The following is a 24520-nucleotide window of genomic DNA, read 5'->3' as shown; positions in this document are numbered from 1 at the left end:
CCGGGAGGGACCCGTCAGTCGCCGGGCATGAGGGCGTTCTGGTGGATCTCCCACAGGGCCGTCTCCGGGATGCCGGCCTTGACCAGCTGCTCCCACGTCTCCATCCGCCCGGCCGGATCGGCGAGCAGGGCCTGGAGCAGGGGCCGCAGCCCGGCGCGGTCGGCGCCCTCCTCGTTCCACATGGCGCCCAGGGCCTGGTGCATGGCCGGCGACCGGACCGCGACCGTACGCAGCAGCTCCTCCAGGATGCCGACCCGGTCGGCGTACGGCAGCGCCCGCCCCTCCCCCAGCGCCCGCAGCAGCAGGTCGAGCAGCCGGCGGTGGCGGGGCGCGTGCCCGGTGGCGACCGCGACGACGACGTCCCCCATGCCGGTCGGCTCGGTGCCGCCGCCGAGCACGACGTCCTCCTGCCCGCCCTCCCACACCCGGTGCGCCGACAGGGCGGCGACCAGCCCGGTCCAGCCCTCCTGCCCTAGCTGGCCCTTCCACAGGTGGGTGAGCGAGGACCAGCGCTCCATGGGGTCGGGTCCCGGCAGGATCGCGGAGACCCGGACGGGCTCCTCAGAGGCGGCGACGACGAGCAGGGTGAGGTTCGCCGAGTACGCGGCCAGCCGCCGGGTCATCGTGTGGCGTACCGGGCGGAACCCGGTGAAGTGCCGCCTGGGCCGTTCGTACAGGGAGCGGCGCAGCAACCCGGCCAGCAGGTCCACGCAGCGGGCCCGCACCTCCGAGGGCACCTGGTCCAGCAGCTCCAGGATGAAGCCGACCGTCGGCCCCCGTTCGGCCAGGCACGAGTGGGAGGTGACGGCGTACAGCAGGTCGTCGTCCACGGCCTGGGCCAGGACCAGCGGCTCGTCCCCGGCCAGGCGGCTGCGCCGGTCGAGGTCGCGCAGCGCGTACATGGTCAGCCAGGCCACCAGGAACTCGCCGAACGTGGAGTGCAGGAACGCGTGACCCTTCCTGCGGACGAAGAAGAAGCGCTCGGTGGCCTTGCGGGCCCAGTCGATCCGCTCCTCCTCCTCGCCCGGCTCCTCCTCGCCGCCGTGGCACAGGGCGGGCAGGTCGCGCTGGAGCGCCTCGTCGGTGATGACCTGGCTGCCTCTGGCCAGCATGGACAGGGCGGCGGCGCCGAGCAGGACCAGCTCCTGGTCGATCTCGACGCGGTGGGCGCCGCCGGTCTCGCGTTCGGTGTAGTCGCGCAGCAGGACCTCGTACAGCCGGGCCCGCTGGAGCGGCCCGTGCTCGCGCTGGAGCGCGTTGCCGCCGGCGTCGTAGAGGGCGAGCAGCAGCAGGAGCAGCGGGTGGCGGGCCATCTCGCCGTGCGCGAGCGCCGCCTCTGCGGGCAGCGGCTTCAGGTCGCGCCGGGCGAGCAGAGCGCGGTTGGCCTGGTCCCAGATGTCGAGCCACTGGCGTACCTGATCGTCGCCGAACGGCTGCAGCTGCAGCGCGAGCAGCCCGGCGGGGAAGCGGACCCTGTCGGCCACCACCGTGCGGCCGGTCACGATGACCGCGACGGGCCTGCCCTGCGCCGCCTCCCTGGCCTGGAACTCGCGCAGGCGCTCCAGGTAGTCGTAGCGGCTGAGCTCGCCCTGCACCAGCTCGTCGAACCCGTCCAGCAGGATCACCGGCATCGCGCCGTCCCCGGCCGCGACCAGGTCGGCGTAGGAGACCTCCTCCCCCAGCACCTCCGCGACGGCCTGCTCGACCTGCTCGACCACGCCGGCGCGGGCCCGTACGGCGCGCAGCTCCACCCTGATCGGCAGGAACTCCGACCTGGCCAGCCGCGCGCCGAGCACCTCGGCCAGCTTGGTCTTGCCCGAGCCCGGCTCCCCGAGCACGAGCAGCGGCGCCTGGGTGGCGCGCAGCGAGGTGAGGTGCCCGGCCAGGAACGCCTCGGTGTCGGCGAGCAGCCGCTGGTCGTCCCACCAGCTCCGCAGGGCGGGCAGGGAGTCGCGGGTCAGCTCGGCCACCCGGCAGCGCGGGCTCAGGTAACCCTCGCCGAGCAGCGGCAGCGAGACGTCCTCCGGATGTTTGCCGGCCAGCAGGAGCGGCCGGTCGAGCGCGTTGGCGGCCATCCGCACCTGGTGGATCAGGGGACGGTCGCCCACCCGGGGCGGCGCCAGCTCGGCCAGCAGCCAGGCCACCCTCGACAGCGCCGTGGCGGGCGGCGGCGTCTCGGTGACCAGGCTGCGCACCCCGAACTCGTGGCTCTCGAGCGCCAGCGACCGGTAGTCCTCGTCGTAGATGCGCAGCGCGTGCGCGGGCGGCCCCTCTTCGAGCAGACGGGGCAGCAGCAGCCGGTCGTCGGTGGACAACTCATCCCAGACGGCGAGTCCGCGCACGTAAGCGCCCAAGGCGTCCGACATACGCAGGTAGGCACGTTCCACGGCCTGACGGGTCTCGGCGTAGGGCACGTGCGGCTCGGGCGTGGGCAGCCGCTCCAGCAGCAGCGCGGCGACCAGCCCGGCGAAGCGCTCGGCCGTCGGCACGCCGTGGGAGATCCGCTCGCCGCGGTCGAGCTGGTCGAGGGTGAACGGCAGCTGCGCCTCGCCGAGCGCCTCGAAGTAGGCCGCCACGACGACCGCGGCGTGCGCCGCGGCCAGCCGCTGGGTGCGGGTGAAGCGGTCGACGCCGGTCTTGAGCTCCGGCATGCGGCGGACGACGTCCTCGCCGTACGCGATGACGCCGTCGCGCAGGTCGCGCAGGTTCATCGTCAGCCGTGGTCCGCCCGCCAGGGCCCAGCCGGTGCGCTCGGCGGCCGAGGCCAGTCCGATCACCTTGACGAGCCTGCCGTCCTTGCACCCGAGGATCCGCAGGGCGTCGGCGTAGCTCGGGGTCTCGATCATGCCTTCTCCCGGGGAGGGGGATGTCCCATCATGCGCTGAACGCCCCGATCAGCGCAGGATCTTGAACCAGGACGATCCGAACGTTACCTGCCTGTCATGTTCCTTCAGTGCCTTGTCAGTGCCCGCCCGTGTCGCTCAGTACCCGGGCGATCTCGGGCAGGGCCGCGGGATCCTCGATGGTGGAGGGCGTGGTGTACGGATTGCCGTCGGCGATGTCGCGCATCGTGGCGCGCAGGATCTTGCCCGAGCGCGTCTTCGGCAGCCTGCTCACCACGACGGCGCGGCGGAAGGCGGCGACGGGGCCGATGCGCTCGCGGACGAGGGCGGCCAGCTCCCGTTCCATCTCCTCCTGACCGCGCTCCGACCCGGCCTTCAGCACCACGAACCCCATCGGGAGCTGGCCCTTCACCTCGTCGGCGACGCCGATCACGGCGCATTCGGCCACGTCGGGGTGGGCGGCGATGACCTCCTCCATCGAGCCGGTGGACAGGCGGTGGCCGGCCACGTTGATCACGTCGTCGATGCGGCCCATGACGTACAGGTAGCCGTCGTCGTCCAGGTGGCCGCCGTCGCCCGTCAGGTAGTGGCCCGGGTAGCGGTCGAGGTAGGAGCGGGCGAAGCGGTCGTCGTCGCGGTAGAGGGTGGGCAGCGCGCCGGGCGGGAGCGGCAGCTTGACGGTGACCGCGCCCTCCGCGCCGGGCGGGCAGTCGTTGCCGTCGGCGTCGAGGATGTGCACGTCCCAGCCGGGCACGGCCTTGGTCGGCGAGCCCGGCTTGATCGGCAGCCGTTCGATGCCGACGCTGTTGGCGGCGATGGGCCAGCCGGTCTCGGTCTGCCACCAGTGGTCGATGACGGGGACGCCGAGCAGGTCGGAGGCCCAGTGGTAGGTGTCGGGGTCGAGCCGTTCGCCGGCCAGGAAGAGGTACCGCAGCGCCGACAGGTCATACTTTTTCGCGAAATTGCCGGATGGGTCCTCTTTTTTGATGGCGCGGAAGGCGGTCGGGGCGGTGAACAGCGTGCGCACCCCGTACGTGGACACCACCCGCCAGAACGCGCCCGGGTCGGGGGTGCCGACGGGTTTGCCCTCGTACAGGACGGTCGTGCAGCCCGCCAGCAGCGGCGCGTAGACGATGTAGGAGTGGCCGACCACCCAGCCGACGTCGGAGGCGGCCCAGAAGACCTCGCCGGGGGCGGCGCCGTACACGTGGGACATGCTCCACTGCAGCGCCACCGCGTGGCCGCCGTTGTCGCGCACGACGCCCTTCGGCGTGCCGGTGGTGCCGGAGGTGTAGAGGATGTACAGCGGGTCGGTCGCGGCCACGCTCACGCACCCGGCCGGCTCGGCGCCGCCCACGGCCGCCACCCAGTCCAGGTCGCGGCCCGGCGTCAGCTCGGCCGGGCTCTCGGGCCGCTGCAGGATCACGCAGTGGTCCGGCCGGTGCCCGGCCTGCTCCAGCGCGGCGTCCAGCAGCGGTTTGTACGCCACCACGCGGGCCGGCTCGATCCCGCAGGAGGCCGACAGCACCACCTTGGGCCTGGCGTGGTCGATCCGCACGGCCAGCTCACGGGCCGCGAACCCGCCGAACACCACCGAGTGCACCGCCCCGAGCCGGGCGCAGGCCAGCATCGCGACCACCGCCTCCGGCACCATGGGCATGTAGATCACCACGGTGTCGCCGGCCGCCACGCCCAGGTCGCGCAGCATGCCCGCGGCCTTGCTCACCTCGTCCAGCAGCTCCAGGTAGGTGTAGGAGCGCGTGGTGCCGGTGACGGGGCTGTCGTAGATCAGCGCCGCCTGCGCGCCGCGACCGGCCGCGACGTGCCGGTCGACGGCGTTGTGGCAGGTGTTGAGCCGGCCGTCGGGGAACCAGCGGCCGCCGGCGTGGACGGTGGCGGGCGCGAGATCCCACTGGATCCCGAGCGCGGCCTCGCCCCAGAACTCCTCGGGCCGCTCGATGCTCCGCCGGTATGCCTCGTCATAAGCGCTCACTTGTCGATCAGAACAGCCGTCGGCCCATGGCGCAAGATAGGACGGTTGACATCCTCCCCTTCCCACAGGAAAGGGATTCCCACGGTCGCCCGTGAGGGTTCCTGCTTCATCGCCGCTTGCCCGCCCGAGAGGACTCTCGTTGAGGTCTTACACCAGCTCCACAGGCGTTTCGGCTCTCCGCCAGCCCGGCGGCGAGCACGTTCATGGCCGCGTTGACGTCCCGGTCGTGGATCGCGCCGCACGCGCAGCTCCATTCCCGGACGTTCAGCGGCATCTTCTCCTGCACGGCCCCGCACGCCGAGCACAGCTTGCTGGAGGGAAACCAGCGGTCCACCGCCACCAGCGTCCGCCCGTTCCAGCGCGCTTTGTACTCCAGCATGAAGCGGAGTTCCCGCCATGCGGCGTCGGAGATGGCGCGGGCCAGGCGGCGGTTCTTGACCAGGTTACGGACGGTCAGGTCTTCCACGGCGATCACTTGGTTCTCGCGAACAAGCCGTGTGGTGACCTTGTGCAGGTGATCCCTTCTGCGGTCGGCTATCCGGGCGTGAGCGCGGGCCACCTTCAGGCGGGCCTTGGCCCGGTTGTTCGACCCCTTCTCCTTGCGGGCCAGCGCCCGCTGAGCCTTGGCGAGTCTGCGCCGATCGCGGCGCTCGTGACAAGGACTGACGATCTTCTCGCCGCTGGACAGGGTGGCCAGCGCGGTGATCCCGGCGTCGACCCCCACCTTCGATGCGATGGCAGGAAGCGGGCTGATCAACTCTTCTACCAGGATGGACACGAACCAACGCCCGGCCGCGTCTTTGGAGACAGTGATCGTGGACGGCTGCGCCCCCTCGGGCAGCGGACGCGACCACACGATCGCCAAAGGCGCGTTCATCTTCGCCAGGGTCAGTTGGCCGTCCCACCAGCGGAACGCCGACCGGGTGTACTCGGCCGACGCCCGCGACTTCTTACGGGACTTCAAGGCCGGGTAGTTGGCCCGCTTGGCGAAGAAGTTCGCGAACGCGGCCTGAAGATGGCGAAGCGCCTGCTGAAGAGGAACCGACGACACCTCGGACAGGAAGCCGAACTCGCCGCTGCGCTTCCACCGCGTGAGCATCGCCGACGACTCCACGTAGGAGACGCGCTTGCCTTCCCGTGTGTAGGCGCGGGTCCGTTCTTCCAGGGCTTTGTTGTAGACGAGGCGGACGCAGCCGAGCGTCCGGGCAAGCTCTTCGGCCTGCTCGGGGGTCGGGTAGAAGCGGTACTTGAAAGCCCGCTTCACGGTCTGCGCCACGCCTCGAATCCTACCGAAAGATCAAGAAAAACTCGCGCGCTTGTTCGATATGTCGGTTCTCCTGGCGGCGAATCGCCTAAAGGCGGGGTCTCCTCGGAGGTATCCGATGAGCGATGACGTGATCCTTACCGTCGTGGTGGGGTCGAGGGCGTACGGGCTGGAGACCGACGCTTCCGACACCGACCGCCGCGGCGTGTTCGTGGCGCCGACCTCGGCGTTCTGGCGGCTGGACAAACCACCAACCCACCGGGACGGGCCGCTGCCCGAGCAGTTCTCCTGGGAGGTCGAGCGCTTCTGCGGCCTGGCCCTCGACGCCAACCCGACGGTGCTCGAATGCCTGTGGTCGCCGCTGGTGGAGGTGGCCACGCCCGCCGGGCGGCGGCTGCGCGAGCTGCGCGAGGCGTTCCTGTCGCAGCGGGCGCACCGGTCGTTCGCCGGGTACGCCGAGGCGCAGTTCCGCCGCCTCGACCCCGGCCGGCCCAACTGGAAGCAGGCCATGCACATGGTGCGGCTGCTGCTCAGCGGCCTGCACCTGGTGCGGCACGGGGAGCCCCTGGTCCGTGTGGAGGCCCACCGGGAGCGGTTGCTGGCGATCAGGAACGGGCGGGTGCCCTGGCCGGAGGTGGACGCCTGGCGGGCCGCGCTCGCGGCGGAGCTGGCCGCGACGCCGAGCGTCCTGCCCGAACGGCCGGACCGCGAGCGGGTGGAGGAGTTCCTGGTGGGGGTGCGCCAGGAGAATCTGCCGGCGTGCGGACGGCCCGCGACGTGAGCCGCGCGGGAAGGCGCGACGCGTCGCGGGCCGCCGAGGTGGCACGGGATCGCGCCTACCTCACGTGGTCGTGGGACCACCCCCACTTCACGTGGTCACGGGATCACCTGTGCCTCACGCGGTCACCGAATCACCCGTGCCTCACGTGTTCGCGGAGTCGGCCGAGAGGACCAGGCGCACGGCGAAGTTGCGGTAGCCGGCCCGTTCGAAGGCTCTGGCCATCGGCAGGTTGCCGGCGTCCGTGTCGGCGACGATCCGGCGTACGCCACGCAGGGCGTGACCGCGGGTGATCTCGGCGAGGAGGTCGTCCACGTAGCCCTGGCCGCGCCGTTCCGGCACCACCCCGAGGTAGCCCACCACGGGCCCGGCGGCGTTGGCCGACGGCAGGGCGACCCCGACGAGCTCGCCGTCCAGGTCGTAGGCGAGCCGCCACCACTCCCGCTCCCCCTCCATGGACCGGTAGTCGCGCACGTCCTCGCGCGCCTGCTCCATCGGGTCCATGACGGCCAGCGCCTGGCGGGTGTGCGCGTCGAGGGTGCCCCGCGCCACCCTGGCGAAGGCCGCGGCGAACACCTCGTCGTCGTCGTCCCCGCGGAAGACGAGCCGCGGCGACGGCTCGGGGACGGGCCCGTCCGCCCACTCGTACCGCAGGCGTTCCAGCTCCTCGGTCAGGCCGGCGCGCCCGGCGGCCTCCCATCGCCAGGCCAGGGCGTCAGCGGTCCTCGGCGCCTCGCGCCAGCCGTTGGTGACGAACACGTGGTACGCGGGCGCCGTCCCGTACGCGGCGTGGGCCCGGCGCAGCAGCTCGGCGGTCAGGCCGACGCGGTCGGGGACCGAGGGGGCGGCGTACAGGCAGTCGAGCGCGAGCGGCCGGTCCTGACCGGGGAAGCCCCACCACACGGCGCGGGCCGCGATCTCGCCGCCGGGCTCGTCCTCGGCCAGCCAGATGCGATCGAAGCGGTAGGCGCCGCTCTCCAGGAACGACAGCAGCCGGTCGGGATGGGACCAGCTGATGGACTCGTCGACGACGCAACCGAGCAGGCGGTCTAGGTCGTCCTCGACGGCGGTGCGGAAAAGCATGATTCCTCCGAGAATCGGAAGCGGGGGCGGCGAGCGCCCATAACGGTGCGGAACACTGAGCGCCTCCTTTCTTCCGACTTTTCGGACGTCGGCTGGCACTCTACCGAAATATCGCGACAGGATGGGCTAGTGAGCTCCTACGACGACGACACGCTGCCCCTGCAGCCCCCGATCCGGCTGCCCGGTGAGTCCACGCTCGCGGCCGCCGTGCGCGCCGCTCCGCTGGCGGCCGAGCTGAAGCCGGAAGGCGACGACGCGGAGGTGCTGGCCGCCTGGTCCGGGCACTGCCGCGAGCGGCTGGCCGAGGACGAGGGGCTGCTGCTGGAGCTGATCAGGATGTTCCTGTCCAGGGAGCCGCTCAAGGGCGAGGCTCCCGAGACGCTGACGGGCCTCGGGCTGGTCCGGCATGCGGAGCCGTACACGCTGAGCTGGCTCGGGCTGTGGGTGGCGCGGCAGATCATCGCCGAGACGACTGGGCAGGACATCCCGGTCATGGGGTCACTCGCGGACGCCGACGCGACGGCGCTGCTGCACGGGCTGCGGGCGTATCCGGAGTCCGAGCGCGGCGAGGAGCTGGCCGGCTGGCTGAAGGACAGGGACCCGGCGGAGGCGGCGGCCGAGATCGGCTCGGTGCTGGGCGCGGTGAGCCCGCTGAGCAGGGCGGTCGGCGTCGAGGTGCTGTCGGCGAACCTCGGCGACGAGGGTCGGCGGGCGCTGGCCAGGCGGCTGGAGGAGCCGAAGCTGGGCGCGGTGATCGCGGCCAGGACCGGGCGGGACGAGCGGCAGCCGTCGCCGGAGGAGATCGCCTGGGTGCTGGTGGACATGGCGGCGGCGCTGCTGGAGTTCGGCGGCGAGACCGGCGAGGTGATCGAGTCGATCGCGCTGGGGATGGACGCCGAGGAGCAGGCGGGGACGATCGCGATCCTCGCGTTCGGGGACCATCCGTGGACCGGGCAGGTGCTGCGCGTCTTCATCGAGCATCATCCGGACGAGCGCGTCTCGGCCGCGGCCCGCAAGGCCCTGCGCCGCCTGCGCGGCCTGGCCGACGTACGAGGCTGAGGCCCGCGGGCACCGGGCGGCCCCGGGCCGGGGTGGGACCCGTGTGAAGAGTGGTGCGCGTGGGGCGGCGGGGCGCCGGTAGAGTCGGATCGGTGAACGAGCATGCGATCTCTCCTCAGACCGGCATCCTGGGTGACGCGTTCGCCTGCGACTGCGGCGTGATCCTGGGCGGCCGGATGGTCGCCGAGCTGCACGCCGCCGACAACGGGCTCTGCTCGGCCTGCCTCGGCACCACCAGGGAGGAGCCGGCCCCCGGCCTGACCCGCCCGTGCACGTCGTGCGCCGGCAGCGGCCGGCGCAAGGAGCAGGTGCACTGGCAGCTCGCGTACGCCGAGGCCGAGCATCTGATCACGATGACCGTCGTCCGCGGCGTGGTCGCCGGGTTCGACGGCCCGTTCCGCCTGTCGGAGATCGCCGACACGGTCAGGAGCGGGCTGGGGCTGCCCACCGGGCGGCTGCCGGTGGGGCCCCGGGTGCGTGACCTGCTGCTGCAGTTGCAGGCGGCGGGCGAGATCACCATGTTGTCGGCGCCCGACGAGATGGTGGGCACCGACATGGTGCTCTACCGCGACCCGCAGTGGCAGCGCGCCCGCACCCTCGGCCTCTGACCGCCCGCCCGCACCGCCCCAGGCCCACCGCCCCAGGCACACCGGCCCCGCCCGCACCGCCTTGGCCCCAGCGTCCCGGGCCCAGCGCCCTGAGCGCAGCGCCCCCAGCGCCGGTCGCCGTGCCCCTGGCGGCTCGAGTCGGGTCAGTCCCGGGCGGGGACGCGGCAGATGATCTCGCCGTGCAGGATCGACAGCCAGCCGTCCCGCGCCCGTGCCCACTCCAGCCATCCCTCCGACATGCGCCGCAGGTCGGCCTGCGTGGCGGCGCCGGTGGCCAGGGCGCGTTCGGCCATCGCCGAGTTCAGGACGCGCTCCGCCCACATCCCGGCCCACCAGCCGCGGTCTTCCTGGTCGGCGAAGCACCAGGTGGAGGAGGTGGCGGTGACGTCCTCGAAACCCGCCTGCCGGGCCCACGACAGCAGTCGCCGCCCCGCGTCGGGCTCTCCGCCGTTGCCGCGGGCGATCCGCTGGTAGAGGGCCATCCACTCGTCCAGCGCCGGCACCCGCGGCCACCAGGTGAACGCCGTGTAGTCGCTGTCGCGGGCCGCCACGTAGCCGCGCGGCTTGGTCACCCGGCCCATCTCCCGTAGCGCCCGCACCGGATCGCCGACGTGCTGGAGCACCTGGTGCGCGTGCACGACGCAGAAGGTGTCGTCGGGGAATTCGAGCGCGTGCACGTCGGCGACGGCGAAGTCCACGTTCGTCAGCCCTCGGGCGGCCACCTCGGTCCTGGCCAGGCCGAGCGTCTCCTCGTCCACCTCGGACGCCGTCACGTGCCCGACCAGGCCGGCCAGGTCGGCGGTGATCGTGCCGGGGCCGCTGCCGATGTCGAGCAGTCTCATGTGCGTTTTGAGGTGGGGCAGCAGGTACGCGGCCGAGTTCGCGGCGGTGCGCCAGCGGTGCGAGCGCAGCACGGACTCGTGGTGACCATGGGTGTAGACGGCGTTCATCGGCGAACTCCCTGCGTTTCGGCGTCGCTCGCCACTCTAACTACATCTCACTATCCAAGAAACTTTGTCTTGATATTCGAGACACGCTCCGGCGCTCGTACACTTGGGCTTACATATGGCGACATATCAGGAGAGGCGGGGATCGTGGGAGAGGTTCGGCCGATCGTGCGCGTGGGCGATCCGGTGCTGCACCGGCCGTGCGAGCCGGTGACCGGCTTCGACGGCGAGCTGGCGGCGCTGGTGGCGGACATGTTCGCGAGCATGTACGCGGCGGAGGGCGTGGGCCTGGCCGCCAACCAGATCGGCGTGCCGCTGCGCGTCTTCGTCTACGACTGCCAGGACGCCGATGGGCGGCCGCACAAGGGCGTCGTCGTCAACCCGGCGCTGGAGCTGCCCGGCCTCGGCGAGCGCCGGCTCGACGCCGGCGACGAGGGCTGCCTGTCGGTCCCCGGCCAGTACGCGCCCCTCCCCCGCGCCGACCGCGCCACCGTGCGCGGCTTCGACGCCGAAGGCGAGCCGGTCGTGGTCGAGGGCACCGGGCTGCTGGCGCGCTGCCTGCAGCACGAGACCGATCACCTCGACGGTCATCTCTACATCGACCGGCTCCCGGCCAAGCGCCGCAAGCAGGTGCTGGCGGCGTACGAGGAATCCACTAAAGCGGACAAAGCACCGCTATAGTGGAGGAATGACAGGCGAAGGGGTCCTGTCCAGCGGGCTGTCCATGGCCGAGCTGGGGCAGCGGATCCGGAGTGAACGGCGGGCGCGCGGGCTGTCCATCGAGCGGCTGGCCGAGCTGAGCGGCATCAGCAGGAGCATGGTCTCCGAGGTCGAGCGGGGCGCGAAGACGCCCAGCGTGCTGGTGCTCGACCGGCTGGCCACCGCGCTGGGCACGTCGATCTCCCGGCTGCTCGACGAGCCCGCCCACGGGACGATGCGGGTGCTGCGCCACGACGAGCAGCGCGTGCTGCGCGACCCGTCGGGGTGGGAGCGGCGGGTGCTGTCGCCCGTGCTGGGCGAGGTCGAGTTCGAGTTCATGCGGACCACGATCGGGCCGGGGGTGGACGCGGGCGAGTTCGTGCCGCACGCACCCGGCTCGCGGGAGTACCTCGCCGTCGAGCACGGCAGCCTGCGGCTGACGATCGACGGGCGGCCGTACGAGCTGGGGCCCGGCGACTCGGCCTACTACCCGGGCGACCGCCGCCACGCCTTCGCCAACGACGGCCCCGCCGACTGCGTCTTCTACCTGGCCATGGAGCTGGGCCCGCGGGCGCGGGAGGGAGCGGCCGGGCACCACGGAACACGGAAGGACACGCCCCATGGATGAGCTGCGCCTGGCGGGAGCGAAGGCGGCCGGGATCTGGGCCGACCACCTCGGCGGCGTCGCCGAGCGGCCGGTCTGGCGGCCGGTGCCGGACGGCGAGCTGGCCTGGCTCACGGGGCAGGAGCTGCCGGAGACCGGGCGGGCGCTGGACGACCTGCTGGAGGACACGCGGGCGCACTTGCTGCCGTACCCGATGGGCAACGGGCATCCGCGCTTCTTCGGCTGGGTCAACTCACCGCCGAACCCGGCCGGCGTCCTCGTCGAGCCGCTGGCCGCGGCGCTGAACCCGAGCTGCGCCGGAGGCGACCACGCCGGGCCGCACCTGGAGCGCACGGTGGTGCGCTGGCTGGCCGGGCTCGTCGGCTTCCCGCACCCGCCCGGCGGCGGCCTGCTGACCAGCGGCGCGTCCATGGCCACGGTGATCTGCCTGGCCGCCGCCCGGCAGCGGGCGGCGCTGGCCGACGGCTGGGACGTGCGCGAGGAGGGGCTGTCCGGGCGGGCGCCCCTGGTCATGTACGTCACCGGAGAGGGGCACAGCTGCCTGCACAAGGCCGCCCAGCTGCTCGGTCTCGGGGCGCGGTACGTGCGTACGGTGCCGGTGGACGCGGCGTACCGGATGGACGTGGGCGCGCTGCGCACCATGATCGGCGAGGACGTGGCGGCGGGGCTGCGGCCGTTCTGCGTGGCGGGCAGCGCCGGGACCGTCAACTCCGGCGCGGTGGACCCCCTCGACGAGATCGCGGACGTGGCCGCCGCGCACGGCCTGTGGTTTCACGTGGACGGCGCCTACGGCGCGCTCGGCGTCCTGGCGGACGGGGCCGCGCCGCACTACGCGGGGATGGAGCGGGCCGACTCCCTGGCGCTCGATCCGCACAAGTGGCTCGGGGTGCCGGTGGGCTGCGGCTGCGCGCTGCTGCGCGATCCTGGCGCGGCGCGGGCGGCGTTCAGCCTGGTGCCGTCGTACCTGGTGGACGAGAACGCCGGCGAGCTCGGCTGGTTCGCCGAGTACGGCCCCGAGCAGACCCGTCCCTTCCGCGCGCTGAAGACCTGGGCCACCCTGTCCCACCTGGGCCGGGCCGGGGTCAAGGAACTGGTGGAGCACACGGCCGCGCTGGCCCGCGAGCTCGGCGCCATGGTCGAGCGGGCGCCCGACTTCGAGCTGCTCGCGCCGGTCACCACCTCGATCACGGCCTTCCGCCACCTCCCCCGGGCCGGCGGGCTGGACGCGCTCAACCGGGCGATCCCCGGCGCGGTCCAGTCCCGCGGCAACGCCTTCCTCACCGGCACCCGGCTCGGCGGGCGGGACGCGCTGCGCGCCTGCTTCCTGCACCCGGAGACGACGCGGGCGGACCTGGAGGTGCTGCTCGACGAGATCCGCGTGGCGGCCAAGTCCCTGTAGCGCACCCGGAAAACCCCCTCCGCACATCACCTGGAATTCGCAGAGAAGCGACAAAGTGTCGTGATGGGCCCGGTCGCCCGGGTAGAGGGCCGTCCCGTACCCGTTCACGCGGAGGATCCCATGGCGAAGACCGTGGCAGATGTGATGACGTCCCACCCGGCGACGGTCGAGGCGGACCAGCCAGTGTCCGTCGCGGCCTCGCTCATGCGCGACCACGACACGGGGGCGCTCATCGTCAACGACAAGGGCCGGATGAAGGGCATCGTCACCGACCGCGACATCACCGTGCGCGTGGTCGCCGACGAGCGCGGCCCGGACACGCCGGTACGCGAGGCGTGCAGCGCCTCCGTCGAGGCGATCGGGCCCGACACCAGCATCGAGCAGGCCGTCCGGCTCATGCGCACGCATGCCGTACGCCGGCTGCCGGTGGTCGAGGACGGGCGCGCGGTCGGCGTGGTGAGCCTGGGCGACCTGGCGGTCGAGCGCGACCCGAGCTCCGCCCTGGCCGACATCTCCGCCGCCGAGGGCAACCGCTGAGGGCGGTCCCCTGAAGGCGAGCGCGGGCGAGCGCGGAAAATGTCGGACCCCGGCGGTAGCGTTGCGGCCGTGATCACAGTCGACGACGTACGCCGGTTCGCGTGCACGCTCCCCCGCTCGTCGGAGCACCTGATCAGAGACCGGGTGAAGTTCCGGGTGGGCCAGATCGTCTACGTGGCCTTCTCGCGGGACGAGACCCAGATGGGGTTCGGCTTCCCCAAGGAGGAGCGGGCGGCGCTGGTCGCGGCCGAGCCGGACAAGTTCCTCATGCCCAGGGAGTCCGACCTGCGCTTCCACTGGGTGGAGGCGCGCACCGCGGCCCTCGACGTCGCGGAGATGCGGGAGCTGGTGCTGGAGGCGTGGCGGATGTGCGTGCCGCAGAAGGTTCGCCGCGAGCAGGAACTCGCCGCCCGCCCGCACCCGTAGCGCCGCCCGCCCGCGGCGTCACGGGTCCGCCCGCGACGGCACCGGTCCATGCCGAACGACGCGGGCCGGATCGCGTGTCAGCGTCGGACGTAGGGTGATGACGCCGCGGTCAGCGTCGGACCACGCGTGAAGACGCCGCCGGTCAGCGGGTGACGTCGCGGTAGAGGTCGCGGGTGATCGTGGTGATGCGCTTGACCGAGGAGCTCCACGTGCCGCCCGTGGGATGGGCGGTCAGCACGGCCATGACGTAGCGGTCGCCCTTCCCGGCCAGCCCGGTCGAGTGCAGCACCGGCCGCCCGTAGTCGGGCACGCCCGAGCCGGTGGCGCGCTGGGCGATCCACGAGATGGGCGCCCCCACGGCCCTGGCGCCACCGCCGCCGCCGCACCTGACCGGCGGCGTCGTGCCGAAGCCCGACCAGCCCTGCTTGACCGCCCACGGCCGGGGCAGCGCGTCGGGGATGCCGAAGGTCTGGTCGAAGCCGTCGGTCCCGCACGGGGTCGAGTGCCGCAGGTGAGTGAGGATCGTGTTCCTGACCCGGGCGTCGGCCCGGTCGAGCAGGTAGCGGTAGGTGCGCACGATGTCGTACGCGCTCAGCGAGGTGTAACCCCAGAAGCCCGGCTTGGACGCCGGCGGCGGCGTGGTGTCGGACAGCCCGAGCCGGCGCGCCTGCCTGACGATGATCTGCCCCTTGCCCAGCCGATCCCAGAACGTGGAGGCCGCGTCGTCGTCGCTGGAGCGCAGCATGATCCGCAGCAGCCTGGCGTCGGCGGCGGGCACGCTCTTGCGCCGCTCCAGGTAGTCGATCGCGATGAGGATCTTCACCACCGAGGCCGAGCGATATTTACGGTGCGCGTTCCGGGTCGCGACGATCTTTCCGGCCTGCCGGTCGAACACCACCCATGCCGCCGTCGTCCCCGCGGGCACCCGTGGCGGCGCGGCTTGGGCGCCGGTGTGGGCGGCGGCGGGGGCCGCGAGCGTGGCGGCGGTGACGGCCGCGAGGGGCACGGCGGCAAGGGGCTTGATTCGCACCTGCCTATAACTACCAGATTGTGACCCGACACTCTTGACCAGCAAACGAAAGCGGGTATAAACACAGAGGAAACCAACCCGAAACGGCGGTGAATCAACATCATGTACGCCGAGGAGCGGCAGCAGGAGATCCTGCGGAGAGCGCGGCTCGCGGGCCGCGTCGACGTGGTGACGCTGGCCGCCGAGCTCGACGTGACCACAGAGACGATCCGCCGCGACCTGACGTCGCTGGAGCGGGCGGGCGTGCTGCGCCGCGTCCACGGGGGCGCCATCCCCGTGGAGCGGCTGGGGTTCGAGCCCGCGCTGGCCGCGCGTGACGAGGTCATGACGGCCGAGAAGGAACGCATCGCCAAGGCGGCGCTGGCCGAGCTGCCCGAGGACGGCTCGGTGATCATCGACGCCGGCACCACCACGGGCCGCCTGGTGCAGGTGCTGCCCCTGGACCGCGAGCTGACCGTGGTGGTCAACTCCCCGCCGCTGGCCACCGCCCTGGCCGCGCGCGCCAACCTGAACGTGATCATGCTGGGCGGCCGGTTGCGCGGCAAGACGCTGGCCACGGTGGACGACTGGGCGCTGCGCCCGCTCGATCGCCTCAACGTGGACGTGGCGTTCATGGCGACCAACGGCTGCTCACTCGCCCGGGGCCTGACCACGCCCGACCCGGCGGAGGCGGCGATCAAACGGGCCATGGTCGGCGCGGCCCAGCGCAGCGTGCTGCTGGCCGACCACACCAAGTTCGGCAACACCTACCTGGCCACGTTCGCGGAGCTGAGTGAGATCGACGTGCTGATCACCGACACCGGCCTCGACGTGGCGCTGGCCGCCGACGTGGCGGCCGCGGGCCCGGAGGTGATCAGGGCGTGATCCTCACCCTGACCCTCAACCCCAGCCTCGACCGCACCATAGAGATCGCCTCGCTCGACCGCGGCGCGGTCATCCGCGCCGCCGCCGCCCGCCTCGATCCCGGTGGCAAGGGGGTCAACGTCTCGCGCGCCCTGCTGGCCAACTCGGTGGCGAGCCGGGCGGTGGTCCCGTTCGGCGGCGACGAGGGCCGGCAACTGATCCGCCTGCTGGCCGCGGAGGGGCTCGACATGGTCACCGTCCCGGTGGCCGGCCCGACCCGGTCGAACGTCACGCTGGCCGAGCCCGACGGCACCACCACCAAGATCAACGAGCCGGGCACCGCCCTGTCGCAGGAGGAGCTCGACACGATCGCCGACACCGTGCTGAGCGCCGCCCACGAGGCGGACTGGGTGGTGGCCTCCGGCAGCCTGCCGCCCGAGGTGCCCTCCGACGTCTACGCCCGGCTGTGCCGCAGGTTCGCCGGGGCCGGCATCCTCATGGCGGTCGACTCCAGCGGCCCCGCGCTGTCCAGCGCGCTCACCGCCGCGCCCGCCCTGGTCAAGCCCAACCTGGAGGAGCTGTCCGGCGCCACCGGCATGCCCATCCGCCGGCTGGGCGACGTGGCCGAGGCCGCGGCCAAGCTGCGGGCCGCCGGCGCGCGCACGGTGCTGGCCAGCCTGGGCGCCGACGGCGCCGTCCTCGTCGAGGAGGACGGCATCTGGTACGGCGAGGCGCCGGTGACGGAGCCGCGCAGCTCCGTCGGGGCCGGGGACGCCATGCTGGCCGGATTCCTGGCCGGCGGCGGCCGCGGCCCCGCCGCGCTCGCGCTGGCGCTGGCCTGGGGCGCCGCCGCCGTATGCCTGCCCGGCAGCCGCATGCCGGGCCCCGACCACATCGACCCCGGCGCCGTCACCGTCCGCGCGCCCGACCCCGACCGTCCGCTCTCCTCACCCCACCCCTGAAATCAGCGGCTGCTCATCCCCCCGAAGGAGCACGTCCATGGCCGACACCTACACACCCCCGGTCACCGGAACCGGGGTCAAGGCCACCATCCAGCGCATCGGCGGCCATCTGGCCGGCATGATCATGCCGAACATCGGCGCGTTCATCGCCTGGGGCCTGATCACCGCGCTGTTCATCCCGACGGGCTGGCTGCCCAACGAGACGCTCGCCAAGATGGTCGATCCGATCATCAAGATGCTGCTGCCGATCCTCATCGCCTATACCGGCGGCCGGATGGTGCACGGGCAGCGCGGCGCGGTCGTCGGCGCGGTCGCGGTCATGGGCGTCGTGGTGGGCACGGACTCTCCGATGTTCCTGGGCGCCATGATCATCGGCCCGCTCACCGCCCTGATCCTCAAATATGTGGACAAGTTCACTGAGGAGCGGACCAAAGCCGGCTTCGAGATGCTGGTGGACAACTTCACCGCCGGCATCGTGGGCGGCGCGATGGCCGTGGTCGGCATGTTCGGCATCGGCCCCGTCGTCCAGACGATCACCACGGGCGCGGGCAACGCGGTCGAGTGGCTGATCGTCAACAACCTGCTGCCGATCGCCTCCGTGCTGATCGAGCCGGCCAAGGTGCTGTTCCTGAACAACGCCATCAACCACGGCGTGCTGAGCCCCCTGGGCGTGGCCGAGGCCGCCGAGCAGGGCAAGTCGATCCTGTTCATGCTGGAGTCGAACCCCGGCCCCGGGCTGGGGCTGCTGCTGGCCTACCTGCTGTTCGGCCCGCGCGCGATGCGCCCGAGCACGCCGGCCGCGATGATCATCCACTTCTTCGGCGGCATCCACGAGATCTACTTCCCGTACGTCCTGATGAAGCCCCGCCTCATCATCGCCGTCATCGCGGGCGGCGCGGCCGGGGTGTTCACCTTCATGATCACAGGTGCCGGCCTGGTCGCGACCCCGTCGCCCGGCAGCATCTTCGCCTACCTCGCGGTCACCCCCAAGGGCGGCTGGCTCGGCTCCAGCCTGGGCATCCTCGTCGCGACGGCCGTGTCGTTCGCGGTCGCCGCCGTCCTGCTCGGCTTCGGCAGGGGCGAGAAGGCGGAGCCCGAGGAGCCCGAGCCCGCCGCGACCGAAGAACCCGCAACCAAGGAGAGCTGAGCCATGGCCATAGACAGCAAGGACATCCACAAGATCATCGTGGCCTGCGACGCGGGCATGGGCAGCAGCGTCATGCTCGCCTCCACGCTCAAGAAGCAGCTCAAGGGGACCGGCGTGACCGTGGAGCACACCCCGGTCAACTCCATCCCCGAGGACGCCGACGTGGTGGTCTGCCACACGGGCCTGGCCGCCCGCGCCAAGGCCGCAGCCCCGGGCAAGCCGCTGGTGTCGTTCCAGATCTTCCTGGGCGACCCGGCGGTCACCAAGCTGGTGAACACGATCAAGAACGGCGGCACCGTCGATGCGTGACGGCCTGCTCGACCCCCGCGCCGTGCTGCTGCACGAGAGCGCCGCCGACCGCGACGCGGCCATCCGCCGGTGCGGGCAGGCGCTGGTCGACGTGGGGGCGGTCGCGCCGTCGTACGTGGAGGCGATGCTCGAACGCGAGCGGACGATCTCCACGTACGTCGGCGAGGGCGTGGCCATCCCGCACGGGACCGCCGCGTCCAAGGAGGACGTCGAGCGCGACGCCATCTGCGTGGTGCGCTTCCCCGGCGGCGTCGACTGGGACGGCGAGCCCGTCACGCTGTGCGTGGGCATCGCGGCCGCGGGCGACGGGCACGTGCCGCTGCTGGCGGCGCTGGCCGACATCCTGCTCGACCCCGACCGGGCCAGGACGCTGCGCGAGGCCACCGAGGTATCCCAAGTCATCAAGGAGCTGTCATGAAGGTCGCGCGTTTCCACGCGCCGGGCGACATCAGGATCGAGGACGCGCCGGAACCGGTCGCCGGGCCCGGCGAGCTGAAGATCCGGGTGCGCAACTGCTCGACGTGCGGCACCGACGCCAAGATCTTCAAGTTCGGCCACCACCACATCGTGCCGCCGCGCGTCATGGGCCACGAGATCGCCGGCGAGGTCGTCGGCACCGGCGCGCGGGTGCAGGTGATCGCGGCGATCCCGTGCGGCACGTGCGCCGAGTGCCGCCGGGGCCGCCAGACGGTCTGCCCGAACCAGGAGTCGATGGGCTACCACTACGACGGCGGCTTCGCCGAGTACATGATCGTCCCGGCGAAGGTGCTGGCCGTGGACGGCGTCAACGCCATCCCCGACGGCGTCGGGTTCGCCGAGGCGTCGGTGGCCGAGCCGCTGGCCTGCGTGCTCAACGGCCAGTCGCTGGCGCGCGTCGGTCCTGGCGACGACGTGGTGGTGATGGGCGCCGGCCCGATCGGCTGCCTGCACGTACGCCTGGCGCGGGCGCGCGGCGCGGCGCGGGTGTTCCTGGTGGACGTCAACGCGGGCCGCCTGGCCATGGCCGCCGAGCTCGTGCACCCCGACGCGGTCATCGACTCCGACGCCGTGGAGCAGGTGCTGAAGCTGACCGGCGGCCGGGGCGCCGACGTGGTGATCACGGCGGCGGCGTCCGGCGCGGCGCAGGAGCAGGCCGTGCGGATGGCGGCCAGGCAGGGCCGGATCAGCTTCTTCGGCGGGCTGCCCAAGGACGACCCGGTCATCGCGCTGGACTCCAACCTGGTGCACTACCGGGAGCTGACCATCGTCGGCGCGAACGGATCGAGCCCCGCCCACAACGCGCAGGCGCTGCAACTGGTGGCCGAGGGCGCCGTGCCGGTGTCGGACCTGATCACCCACCGGCTGCCGCTGCCGCAGGTGCTGGACGGGATCGACCTCGTCAGCCGGGGTACGGCCATCAAGGTCACGATCGAACCCTAGGAGGTAGGCGATGGCACAACGAACGGTGGTCGTGGCCTCGGCCAGCGGCTTGCACGCGCGGCCGGCCAAGCTGTTCGTGCAGGCGGCGGTCAAAGTGGGCGTGCCGGTGACGATCAGGGCCGGGGAGAAGTCCGTACCGGCCAAGAGCATGCTCGGCGTGCTGTCCCTGGGGGCCGTGCACGGCACGGAGGTGACGCTGGAGGCCGACGGGCCTGGCGCGGACGAGGCTCTGGACACGCTGGCGGCGCTGCTGTCCCGCGATCTGGACGCGGAAGAGGCGCTCGATGGCTGACGACACCACCCCCCACCACGCCGGCTCCGGCGGGACCGGTGCGGACTCGGTACCACCGCCCGGCGGCTCCGGTCCCGCAGGCGGCCCCTGGACCGGGGCCACCGGGCGGCTCAGCGGGCTCGGGGTCAGCCAGGGGCGGGCGGCCGGGCCGGTGCTGCGGATGGCCGGGCCGCCCGCGCTGCCCGCGCCCCGCGCCGTCACCGACCCGGACGCGGAGGCGGCCACCGTCTCAGGGGCGCTGGAGTCGGTGGCGGCCGACCTCAACCGGCGGGCCAAGGCGGCGGGCGGCGAGGCGGCGGAGATCCTGGAGGCGCTCGCCATGATCGCCGAGGATCCGATGCTGCTGGAGGAGGCGGAACGGCTGGCCAGGGAGGGTTCCGACGCGCCCCACGCCCTGGACGCGGCCTTCACCGGTCACCGTGAGGCCCTGGCCGCGCTCGGCGGCTACCTGGCCGAGCGGGCGGCCGACCTCGACGACCTGCGGCACCGGGCGGTGGCCTTCGCGCTCGGCCTGCCCATGCCCGGCCTGCCCGACCCGGGGCACCCGTACGTGCTGGCCGCCGCGGACCTCTCCCCCGCCGACACCGCCGGCCTCGGCCCCGACGTGCTGGCCCTGGTCACCGAACGCGGCGGCCCGACCAGCCACACCGCGATCCTGGCCCGCGGCAGGGGCCTGCCCGCCGTGGTGGCCTGCGACGGCATCATGGCGGTCGGCGAGGGCACGGTGATCGGTGTGGACGGCGGCACCGGCGAGATCGCCGTCGGCCTCACCACGCCGGAGGCGGCCGAGGTCAACGAGGCCGACCGCGCCCGCAGGGCGAGGCTGGCGGCCAGCGAGGGTCCCGGCCTGACCTCCGACGGCCACCCCGTCAAGCTGCTGCACAACATCGGCTCGGCCGCCGACCTGCGCTCGGAGGAGCTGCGCGCCGAAGGGGTGGGCCTGTTCAGGACGGAGTTCCTGTTCCTGGACCGCAAGCAGGCGCCCTCGTTCGAGGAGCAGGTCGCCGCCTACGCCGAGGTCTTCCGCCGGGTGGAGCACGTGATCGTGCGCACGCTCGACGCCGGCACCGACAAGCCGCTGCCCTTCCTCGGGCTGCCCGAGGAGGACAACCCGGCGCTCGGCGTGCGCGGCCTGCGGGTGGACCGGCTGCTGCCGGACGTGCTGGACACCCAGCTCGACGCGATCGCCGCGGCGGCGCGCGAGACCGGCACGCGGCCGGAGGTGATGGCGCCCATGGTCACCACCGTGGCCGAGGCCGGCGCCTTCGCCCGCCGGGCCAGGGCCAAGGGCATCACCCGGGTGGGCGTGATGGTCGAGGTCCCGGCGGCGGCCCTGCGCGCTAGCCGGCTGCTGCAGGAGGTGGACTTCCTCAGCATCGGCACCAACGACCTGGCCCAGTACACCTTCGCCGCCGACCGCCAGCACTCCTCCCTGGCCGATCTGCTGGACCCGTGCCAGCCGGCGCTGCTGGAGCTCATCGCCATGTGCGCGCGGGCGGGCCGGGAGGCGGGCAAGCCGGTCGGAGTGTGCGGGGAGGCGGCGGGCGATCCCCTGCTCGCTCCCCTGCTGGTGGGGCTGGGGGTGACCAGCCTGTCCATGGCCCCCGTGTGCGTGCCCCTCGTCCGCGAGGCGCTGGCGTCGCTGACGTTCGAGCAGTGCCGCGAACGCGCGCTCGCCGCCCTGGAGTGACCGGCCGGGCCGCCCTGGAGTGACCGGCCGGAGCGCGCCCCCCGCGCCGGAGTGACGCGTCAGGCGGCCGGTTCCGGGTTGTGCGCCCTGAGCCGGAGCCGGTCGTCCTCGACGTCCACGGTCACCTTGCCGTGCTCCCTGATCTCCCCCGTCAGCAGCATGGTGGACAGCCGGTTGTCCAGCTCCCGCTGCACCGTGCGGCGCAGCGGCCGGGCGCCGAACTCGGGCTGGTGGCCCCGCCCGGCCAGCCAGTCCTTGGCCGCGTCGGTCACCTCCATGCTGACGTCCTGGCCGCGCAGCCGCTGCCGGGTGCGTTCCAGCATCAGGTCCACGATCTGGCGGAGCTGGTCCCGTTCGAGCCGCTTGAAGATGATCGTCTCGTCGATGCGGTTGAGCAGTTCGGGGCGCAGGGAGTGGCGCAGCAGGTCCATCAGGCGGTCCTCGACCGGTCCCGTGGCCTCCAGGATGAGCTCCGCGCCGAGGTTGCTGGTCATGATGACGACGGCGTTGCTGAAGTCGACCGTGCGGCCCTGGCCGTCGGTGAGGCGGCCGTCGTCGAGCAGTTGCAGCAGGATGTTCATCACGTCGGGGTGGGCCTTCTCGATCTCGTCGAGCAGGATCACGCCGTGCGGGCGGCGGCGGACGGCCTCGGTGAGCTGACCGGCCTCCTCGTACCCGACGTATCCGGGCGGCGCGCCGATGAGGCGCGAGACCGTGTGCCGCTCCTGGAACTCGCTCATGTCGATCCGCACCATGTGGTCCTCGCCCCCGAACAGGGCGGCGGCCAGCGCCCTGGCCAGCTCCGTCTTGCCGACCCCCGTCGGGCCGAGGAACAGGAAGCTGCCGATCGGGCGGTTCGGGTCGGACAGGCCCGCCCTGGCCCTGCGCACGGCCTCGGCGACGGCGGTGACGGCCTCGTCCTGGCCGATGACGCGCCGGTGCAGGTGCTCCTCCAGGCGCATCAGGCGTTCGCGCTCCTGCTCGGTGAGCTGGGTGACCGGGATGCCGGTGCGGCGGGAGACCACCTCGGCGATGTCCTCCACCATGACCTGCGGGACGGTGTCCGCGCCGTGCCTGGCCCGCTCCAGCTCCGGCCGCACCTTGCCGATCTCCGCGCTCAGCTCCTTGGCGCGGTCGTAGTCCTCGGCGGAGACGGCCTGGTCCTTGTCGCGGCGCAGCGCGTCGAGGCGCTCCTCCAGCTCGCGTACGTCGACGCCGGGCGTGCGTGAGCGCAGCCGGACCCGGGCCGAGGCCTGGTCGATGAGGTCGATGGCCTTGTCGGGCAGGAACCGGTCGGAGATGTAGCGGGCCGAGAGGCCGGCCGCGGCGTCGAGGGCCTCGTCGGTGATGCGGACCTGGTGGTGGGCCTCGTACGTGTCGCGCAGCCCGGCCAGGATCTCGACCGTCTGCTCCACGGTCGGCTCGGGCACCAGGATCGGCTGGAAGCGGCGTTCGAGCGCGGCGTCCTTCTCGATGTTCTTGCGGTACTCGTCGATGGTGGTGGCGGCGATGACGTGCAGCTCGCCGCGGGCCAGGGCGGGTTTGAGGATGTTGGCGGCGTCCATGCCGCCCTCGGCGGAGCCGGCGCCGACCAGCGTGTGCACCTCGTCGATGAAGACGATGACCTCGTCGGCGTGGGCGCGCACCTCGTCGATGACCTTCTTGATGCGTTCCTCGAACTCGCCCCGGTACTTGGTCCCGGCCACCATCCCGGTCAGATCGAGGGCGACGACGCGGCGGTCCTTCAGCAGGTCGGGGACGGCGCCGTTGACGATGCGCTGGGCGATGCCCTCCACGATGGCGGTCTTGCCGACGCCGGGCTCGCCGATCAGGCACGGGTTGTTCTTGGTGCGCCGCGAGAGCACCTCGATGCACTGCTCGATCTCGTCCTCGCGGCCGACGACCGGGTCGATGCGGCCCTGGCGGGCCTCCTCGGTGACGTCGCGGCCGTACTCGTCGAGCGAAGGTGTGCCGGTGGCCCGCTGTGCGGTCTGCTGGCCGCTCCCGGCGCCGGCGCCGGACAGGAGGGCCTGCTGCAGCTCGTTCGCCGAGACCCCCTGCTCGCGCAGGAGCCGGGCGGCGGCGGAGTCGGGGTTGGCGGCCAGCGCGAGCAGCAGGTGCTCGGGCCCGATGTACGACGATCCCAGCGCCCGCGAGACCCGCTGGGCGTCCAGGACGGCGCGCTTGACCGCCGGGGAGAGCGTCGTCGGCGGCTCGGCCGCCTGGCCGGGCCCGGCGGCGGCGTCGATCCCGTCGCGCAGCCGGCCCGGGTTGGCCCCGGCCGCGCGCAGCAGGACCTTGACCGCGTCGTCGTCGATCAGCGCGTCGAGGAGGTCGAGCACGTCCAGGTCGGGGGCGCCCCGCTGCCCGGCCGCCTCGACGGCCCGGCTCAGCACCTCCCTGGCCGAGGCGCTGAGGAGTTTGCCCACGTCCACGCGCTGCACGCCCGGCCGCGAAGGCGGCCAGCCCTCCATGCCGCCGAAGACCCGGCCCGTCAGCTCCTCGAAGCCTCGGAACGGGTCCCCACCGAAGAACGACCTGTACGGCATATCCGACATCGCATATCC

Annotated in this window: 23 protein-coding genes; 16 read left to right on the top strand and 7 right to left on the bottom strand. The window is 72.7% G+C overall.

Annotation, left to right across the window (positions count from 1 at the left end; genetic code table 11):
- Positions 1-14: 14 nt before the first annotated feature.
- The 3 genes from B0I32_RS10980 to B0I32_RS10970 form a co-directional block, all read right to left on the bottom strand.
- The gene (locus B0I32_RS10980) at positions 15-2846 is read right to left on the bottom strand and encodes an NACHT domain-containing protein (protein ID WP_106237420.1); all 2832 of its coding nucleotides are present in this window, start codon (positions 2844-2846) and stop codon (positions 15-17) included.
- A 115-nt stretch (positions 2847-2961) separates the two neighbouring features.
- Positions 2962-4836 (bottom strand): propionyl-CoA synthetase, encoded by a 1875-nt coding sequence (locus B0I32_RS10975; protein WP_106237418.1) that lies wholly within the window; start codon positions 4834-4836, stop codon positions 2962-2964.
- Between the two features lie 106 nt (positions 4837-4942).
- Complete coding sequence (locus B0I32_RS10970; protein ID WP_219911730.1) at positions 4943-6112, bottom strand: RNA-guided endonuclease InsQ/TnpB family protein; 1170 nt, start codon at positions 6110-6112, stop codon at positions 4943-4945.
- A gap of 106 nt (positions 6113-6218) precedes the next feature.
- Between B0I32_RS10970 and B0I32_RS10965 the strand changes: the two genes are divergently transcribed.
- Complete coding sequence (locus B0I32_RS10965) at positions 6219-6881, top strand: nucleotidyltransferase domain-containing protein (RefSeq protein ID WP_106237416.1); 663 nt, start codon at positions 6219-6221, stop codon at positions 6879-6881.
- A 141-nt stretch (positions 6882-7022) separates the two neighbouring features.
- Here B0I32_RS10965 and B0I32_RS10960 read toward each other — a convergent pair whose 3' ends face one another.
- Positions 7023-7961: a GNAT family N-acetyltransferase gene (locus B0I32_RS10960; protein WP_106237414.1), complete on the bottom strand. Its 939-nt coding sequence runs from the start codon at positions 7959-7961 to the stop codon at positions 7023-7025.
- A gap of 129 nt (positions 7962-8090) precedes the next feature.
- Here B0I32_RS10960 and B0I32_RS10955 point away from each other — a divergent pair, with 129 nt between their 5' ends.
- Both B0I32_RS10955 and B0I32_RS10950 read left to right on the top strand, forming a co-directional pair.
- Complete coding sequence (locus tag B0I32_RS10955; RefSeq protein ID WP_106237412.1) at positions 8091-9020, top strand: hypothetical protein; 930 nt, start codon at positions 8091-8093, stop codon at positions 9018-9020.
- A gap of 92 nt (positions 9021-9112) precedes the next feature.
- On the top strand, positions 9113-9628 hold the full coding sequence (locus tag B0I32_RS10950) for a hypothetical protein (protein ID WP_106237410.1): 516 nt from the start codon (positions 9113-9115) through the stop codon (positions 9626-9628).
- Between the two features lie 143 nt (positions 9629-9771).
- On the opposite strand, the gene B0I32_RS10945 is transcribed toward B0I32_RS10950, so the two are convergent.
- Entirely contained in the window at positions 9772-10578 is an 807-nt protein-coding gene (locus tag B0I32_RS10945) for a methyltransferase domain-containing protein (protein ID WP_106237408.1), read from the bottom strand.
- Between the two features lie 144 nt (positions 10579-10722).
- Between B0I32_RS10945 and def the strand changes: the two genes are divergently transcribed.
- The 5 genes from def to B0I32_RS10920 all read left to right on the top strand — a co-directional run bounded on the left by def (position 10723) and on the right by B0I32_RS10920 (position 14261).
- Positions 10723-11256 (top strand): peptide deformylase, encoded by a 534-nt coding sequence (gene def / locus B0I32_RS10940; RefSeq protein WP_425438089.1) that lies wholly within the window; start codon positions 10723-10725, stop codon positions 11254-11256.
- 7 nt (positions 11257-11263) lie between these two features.
- Positions 11264-11902, top strand: a complete 639-nt coding sequence (locus B0I32_RS10935; RefSeq protein WP_106237403.1) for a helix-turn-helix domain-containing protein — start codon at positions 11264-11266, stop codon at positions 11900-11902.
- Complete coding sequence (locus tag B0I32_RS10930; RefSeq protein ID WP_106237401.1) at positions 11895-13298, top strand: pyridoxal phosphate-dependent decarboxylase family protein; 1404 nt, start codon at positions 11895-11897, stop codon at positions 13296-13298. Before B0I32_RS10935 ends, B0I32_RS10930 begins: the two co-directional genes overlap by 8 nt.
- 120 nt (positions 13299-13418) lie before the next feature.
- The gene (locus B0I32_RS10925; protein WP_106237399.1) at positions 13419-13835 is read left to right on the top strand and encodes a CBS domain-containing protein; all 417 of its coding nucleotides are present in this window, start codon (positions 13419-13421) and stop codon (positions 13833-13835) included.
- 69 nt (positions 13836-13904) lie between these two features.
- The gene (locus tag B0I32_RS10920) at positions 13905-14261 is read left to right on the top strand and encodes an MmcQ/YjbR family DNA-binding protein (RefSeq protein WP_106237397.1); all 357 of its coding nucleotides are present in this window, start codon (positions 13905-13907) and stop codon (positions 14259-14261) included.
- A 142-nt stretch (positions 14262-14403) separates the two neighbouring features.
- On the opposite strand, the gene B0I32_RS10915 is transcribed toward B0I32_RS10920, so the two are convergent.
- Positions 14404-15291 (bottom strand): D-alanyl-D-alanine carboxypeptidase family protein, encoded by an 888-nt coding sequence (locus B0I32_RS10915; protein WP_181307258.1) that lies wholly within the window; start codon positions 15289-15291, stop codon positions 14404-14406.
- Positions 15292-15393: 102 nt separating this feature from the next.
- Here B0I32_RS10915 and B0I32_RS10910 point away from each other — a divergent pair, with 102 nt between their 5' ends.
- From B0I32_RS10910 to ptsP, 8 genes are read left to right on the top strand one after another with little or no spacing between them, the layout of a single operon-like run.
- The gene (locus B0I32_RS10910; protein WP_106237395.1) at positions 15394-16155 is read left to right on the top strand and encodes a DeoR/GlpR family DNA-binding transcription regulator; all 762 of its coding nucleotides are present in this window, start codon (positions 15394-15396) and stop codon (positions 16153-16155) included.
- Positions 16152-17096 (top strand): 1-phosphofructokinase, encoded by a 945-nt coding sequence (gene pfkB / locus B0I32_RS10905; protein WP_106237392.1) that lies wholly within the window; start codon positions 16152-16154, stop codon positions 17094-17096. Before B0I32_RS10910 ends, pfkB begins: the two co-directional genes overlap by 4 nt.
- 37 nt (positions 17097-17133) lie before the next feature.
- Entirely contained in the window at positions 17134-18243 is a 1110-nt protein-coding gene (gene mtlA / locus B0I32_RS10900) for a mannitol-specific PTS transporter subunit IIC (RefSeq protein ID WP_245955749.1), read from the top strand.
- A 3-nt stretch (positions 18244-18246) separates the two neighbouring features.
- The gene (locus tag B0I32_RS59755) at positions 18247-18552 is read left to right on the top strand and encodes a PTS lactose transporter subunit IIB (RefSeq protein ID WP_245955748.1); all 306 of its coding nucleotides are present in this window, start codon (positions 18247-18249) and stop codon (positions 18550-18552) included.
- Positions 18545-18970, top strand: coding sequence for a PTS mannitol transporter subunit IIA (locus B0I32_RS10895; RefSeq protein WP_106237390.1), 426 nt, complete (start codon positions 18545-18547; stop codon positions 18968-18970). Before B0I32_RS59755 ends, B0I32_RS10895 begins: the two co-directional genes overlap by 8 nt.
- The gene (locus tag B0I32_RS10890; RefSeq protein ID WP_106237388.1) at positions 18967-19971 is read left to right on the top strand and encodes a zinc-dependent dehydrogenase; all 1005 of its coding nucleotides are present in this window, start codon (positions 18967-18969) and stop codon (positions 19969-19971) included. Before B0I32_RS10895 ends, B0I32_RS10890 begins: the two co-directional genes overlap by 4 nt.
- A gap of 10 nt (positions 19972-19981) precedes the next feature.
- Positions 19982-20263: an HPr family phosphocarrier protein gene (locus B0I32_RS10885; RefSeq protein WP_106237386.1), complete on the top strand. Its 282-nt coding sequence runs from the start codon at positions 19982-19984 to the stop codon at positions 20261-20263.
- Positions 20256-21953, top strand: coding sequence for a phosphoenolpyruvate--protein phosphotransferase (ptsP, locus tag B0I32_RS10880; protein WP_106237384.1), 1698 nt, complete (start codon positions 20256-20258; stop codon positions 21951-21953). Before B0I32_RS10885 ends, ptsP begins: the two co-directional genes overlap by 8 nt.
- Before the next feature lie 59 nt (positions 21954-22012).
- Here ptsP and B0I32_RS10875 read toward each other — a convergent pair whose 3' ends face one another.
- A complete protein-coding gene (locus B0I32_RS10875) occupies positions 22013-24511 on the bottom strand; it encodes an ATP-dependent Clp protease ATP-binding subunit (RefSeq protein ID WP_106237382.1) in 2499 nt (832 codons plus the stop codon).
- Between the last annotated feature and the right edge of the window lie 9 nt (positions 24512-24520).

Origin of the sequence: Nonomuraea fuscirosea (genome assembly GCF_003001935.1) — a bacterium.
In the GTDB taxonomy this organism is placed as follows: Bacteria; Actinomycetota; Actinomycetes; order Streptosporangiales; family Streptosporangiaceae; genus Nonomuraea; species Nonomuraea fuscirosea.
The sequence above is the reverse complement of the archived record's forward strand: the minus strand, read 5'-3'. Positions and strand labels throughout refer to the sequence as shown.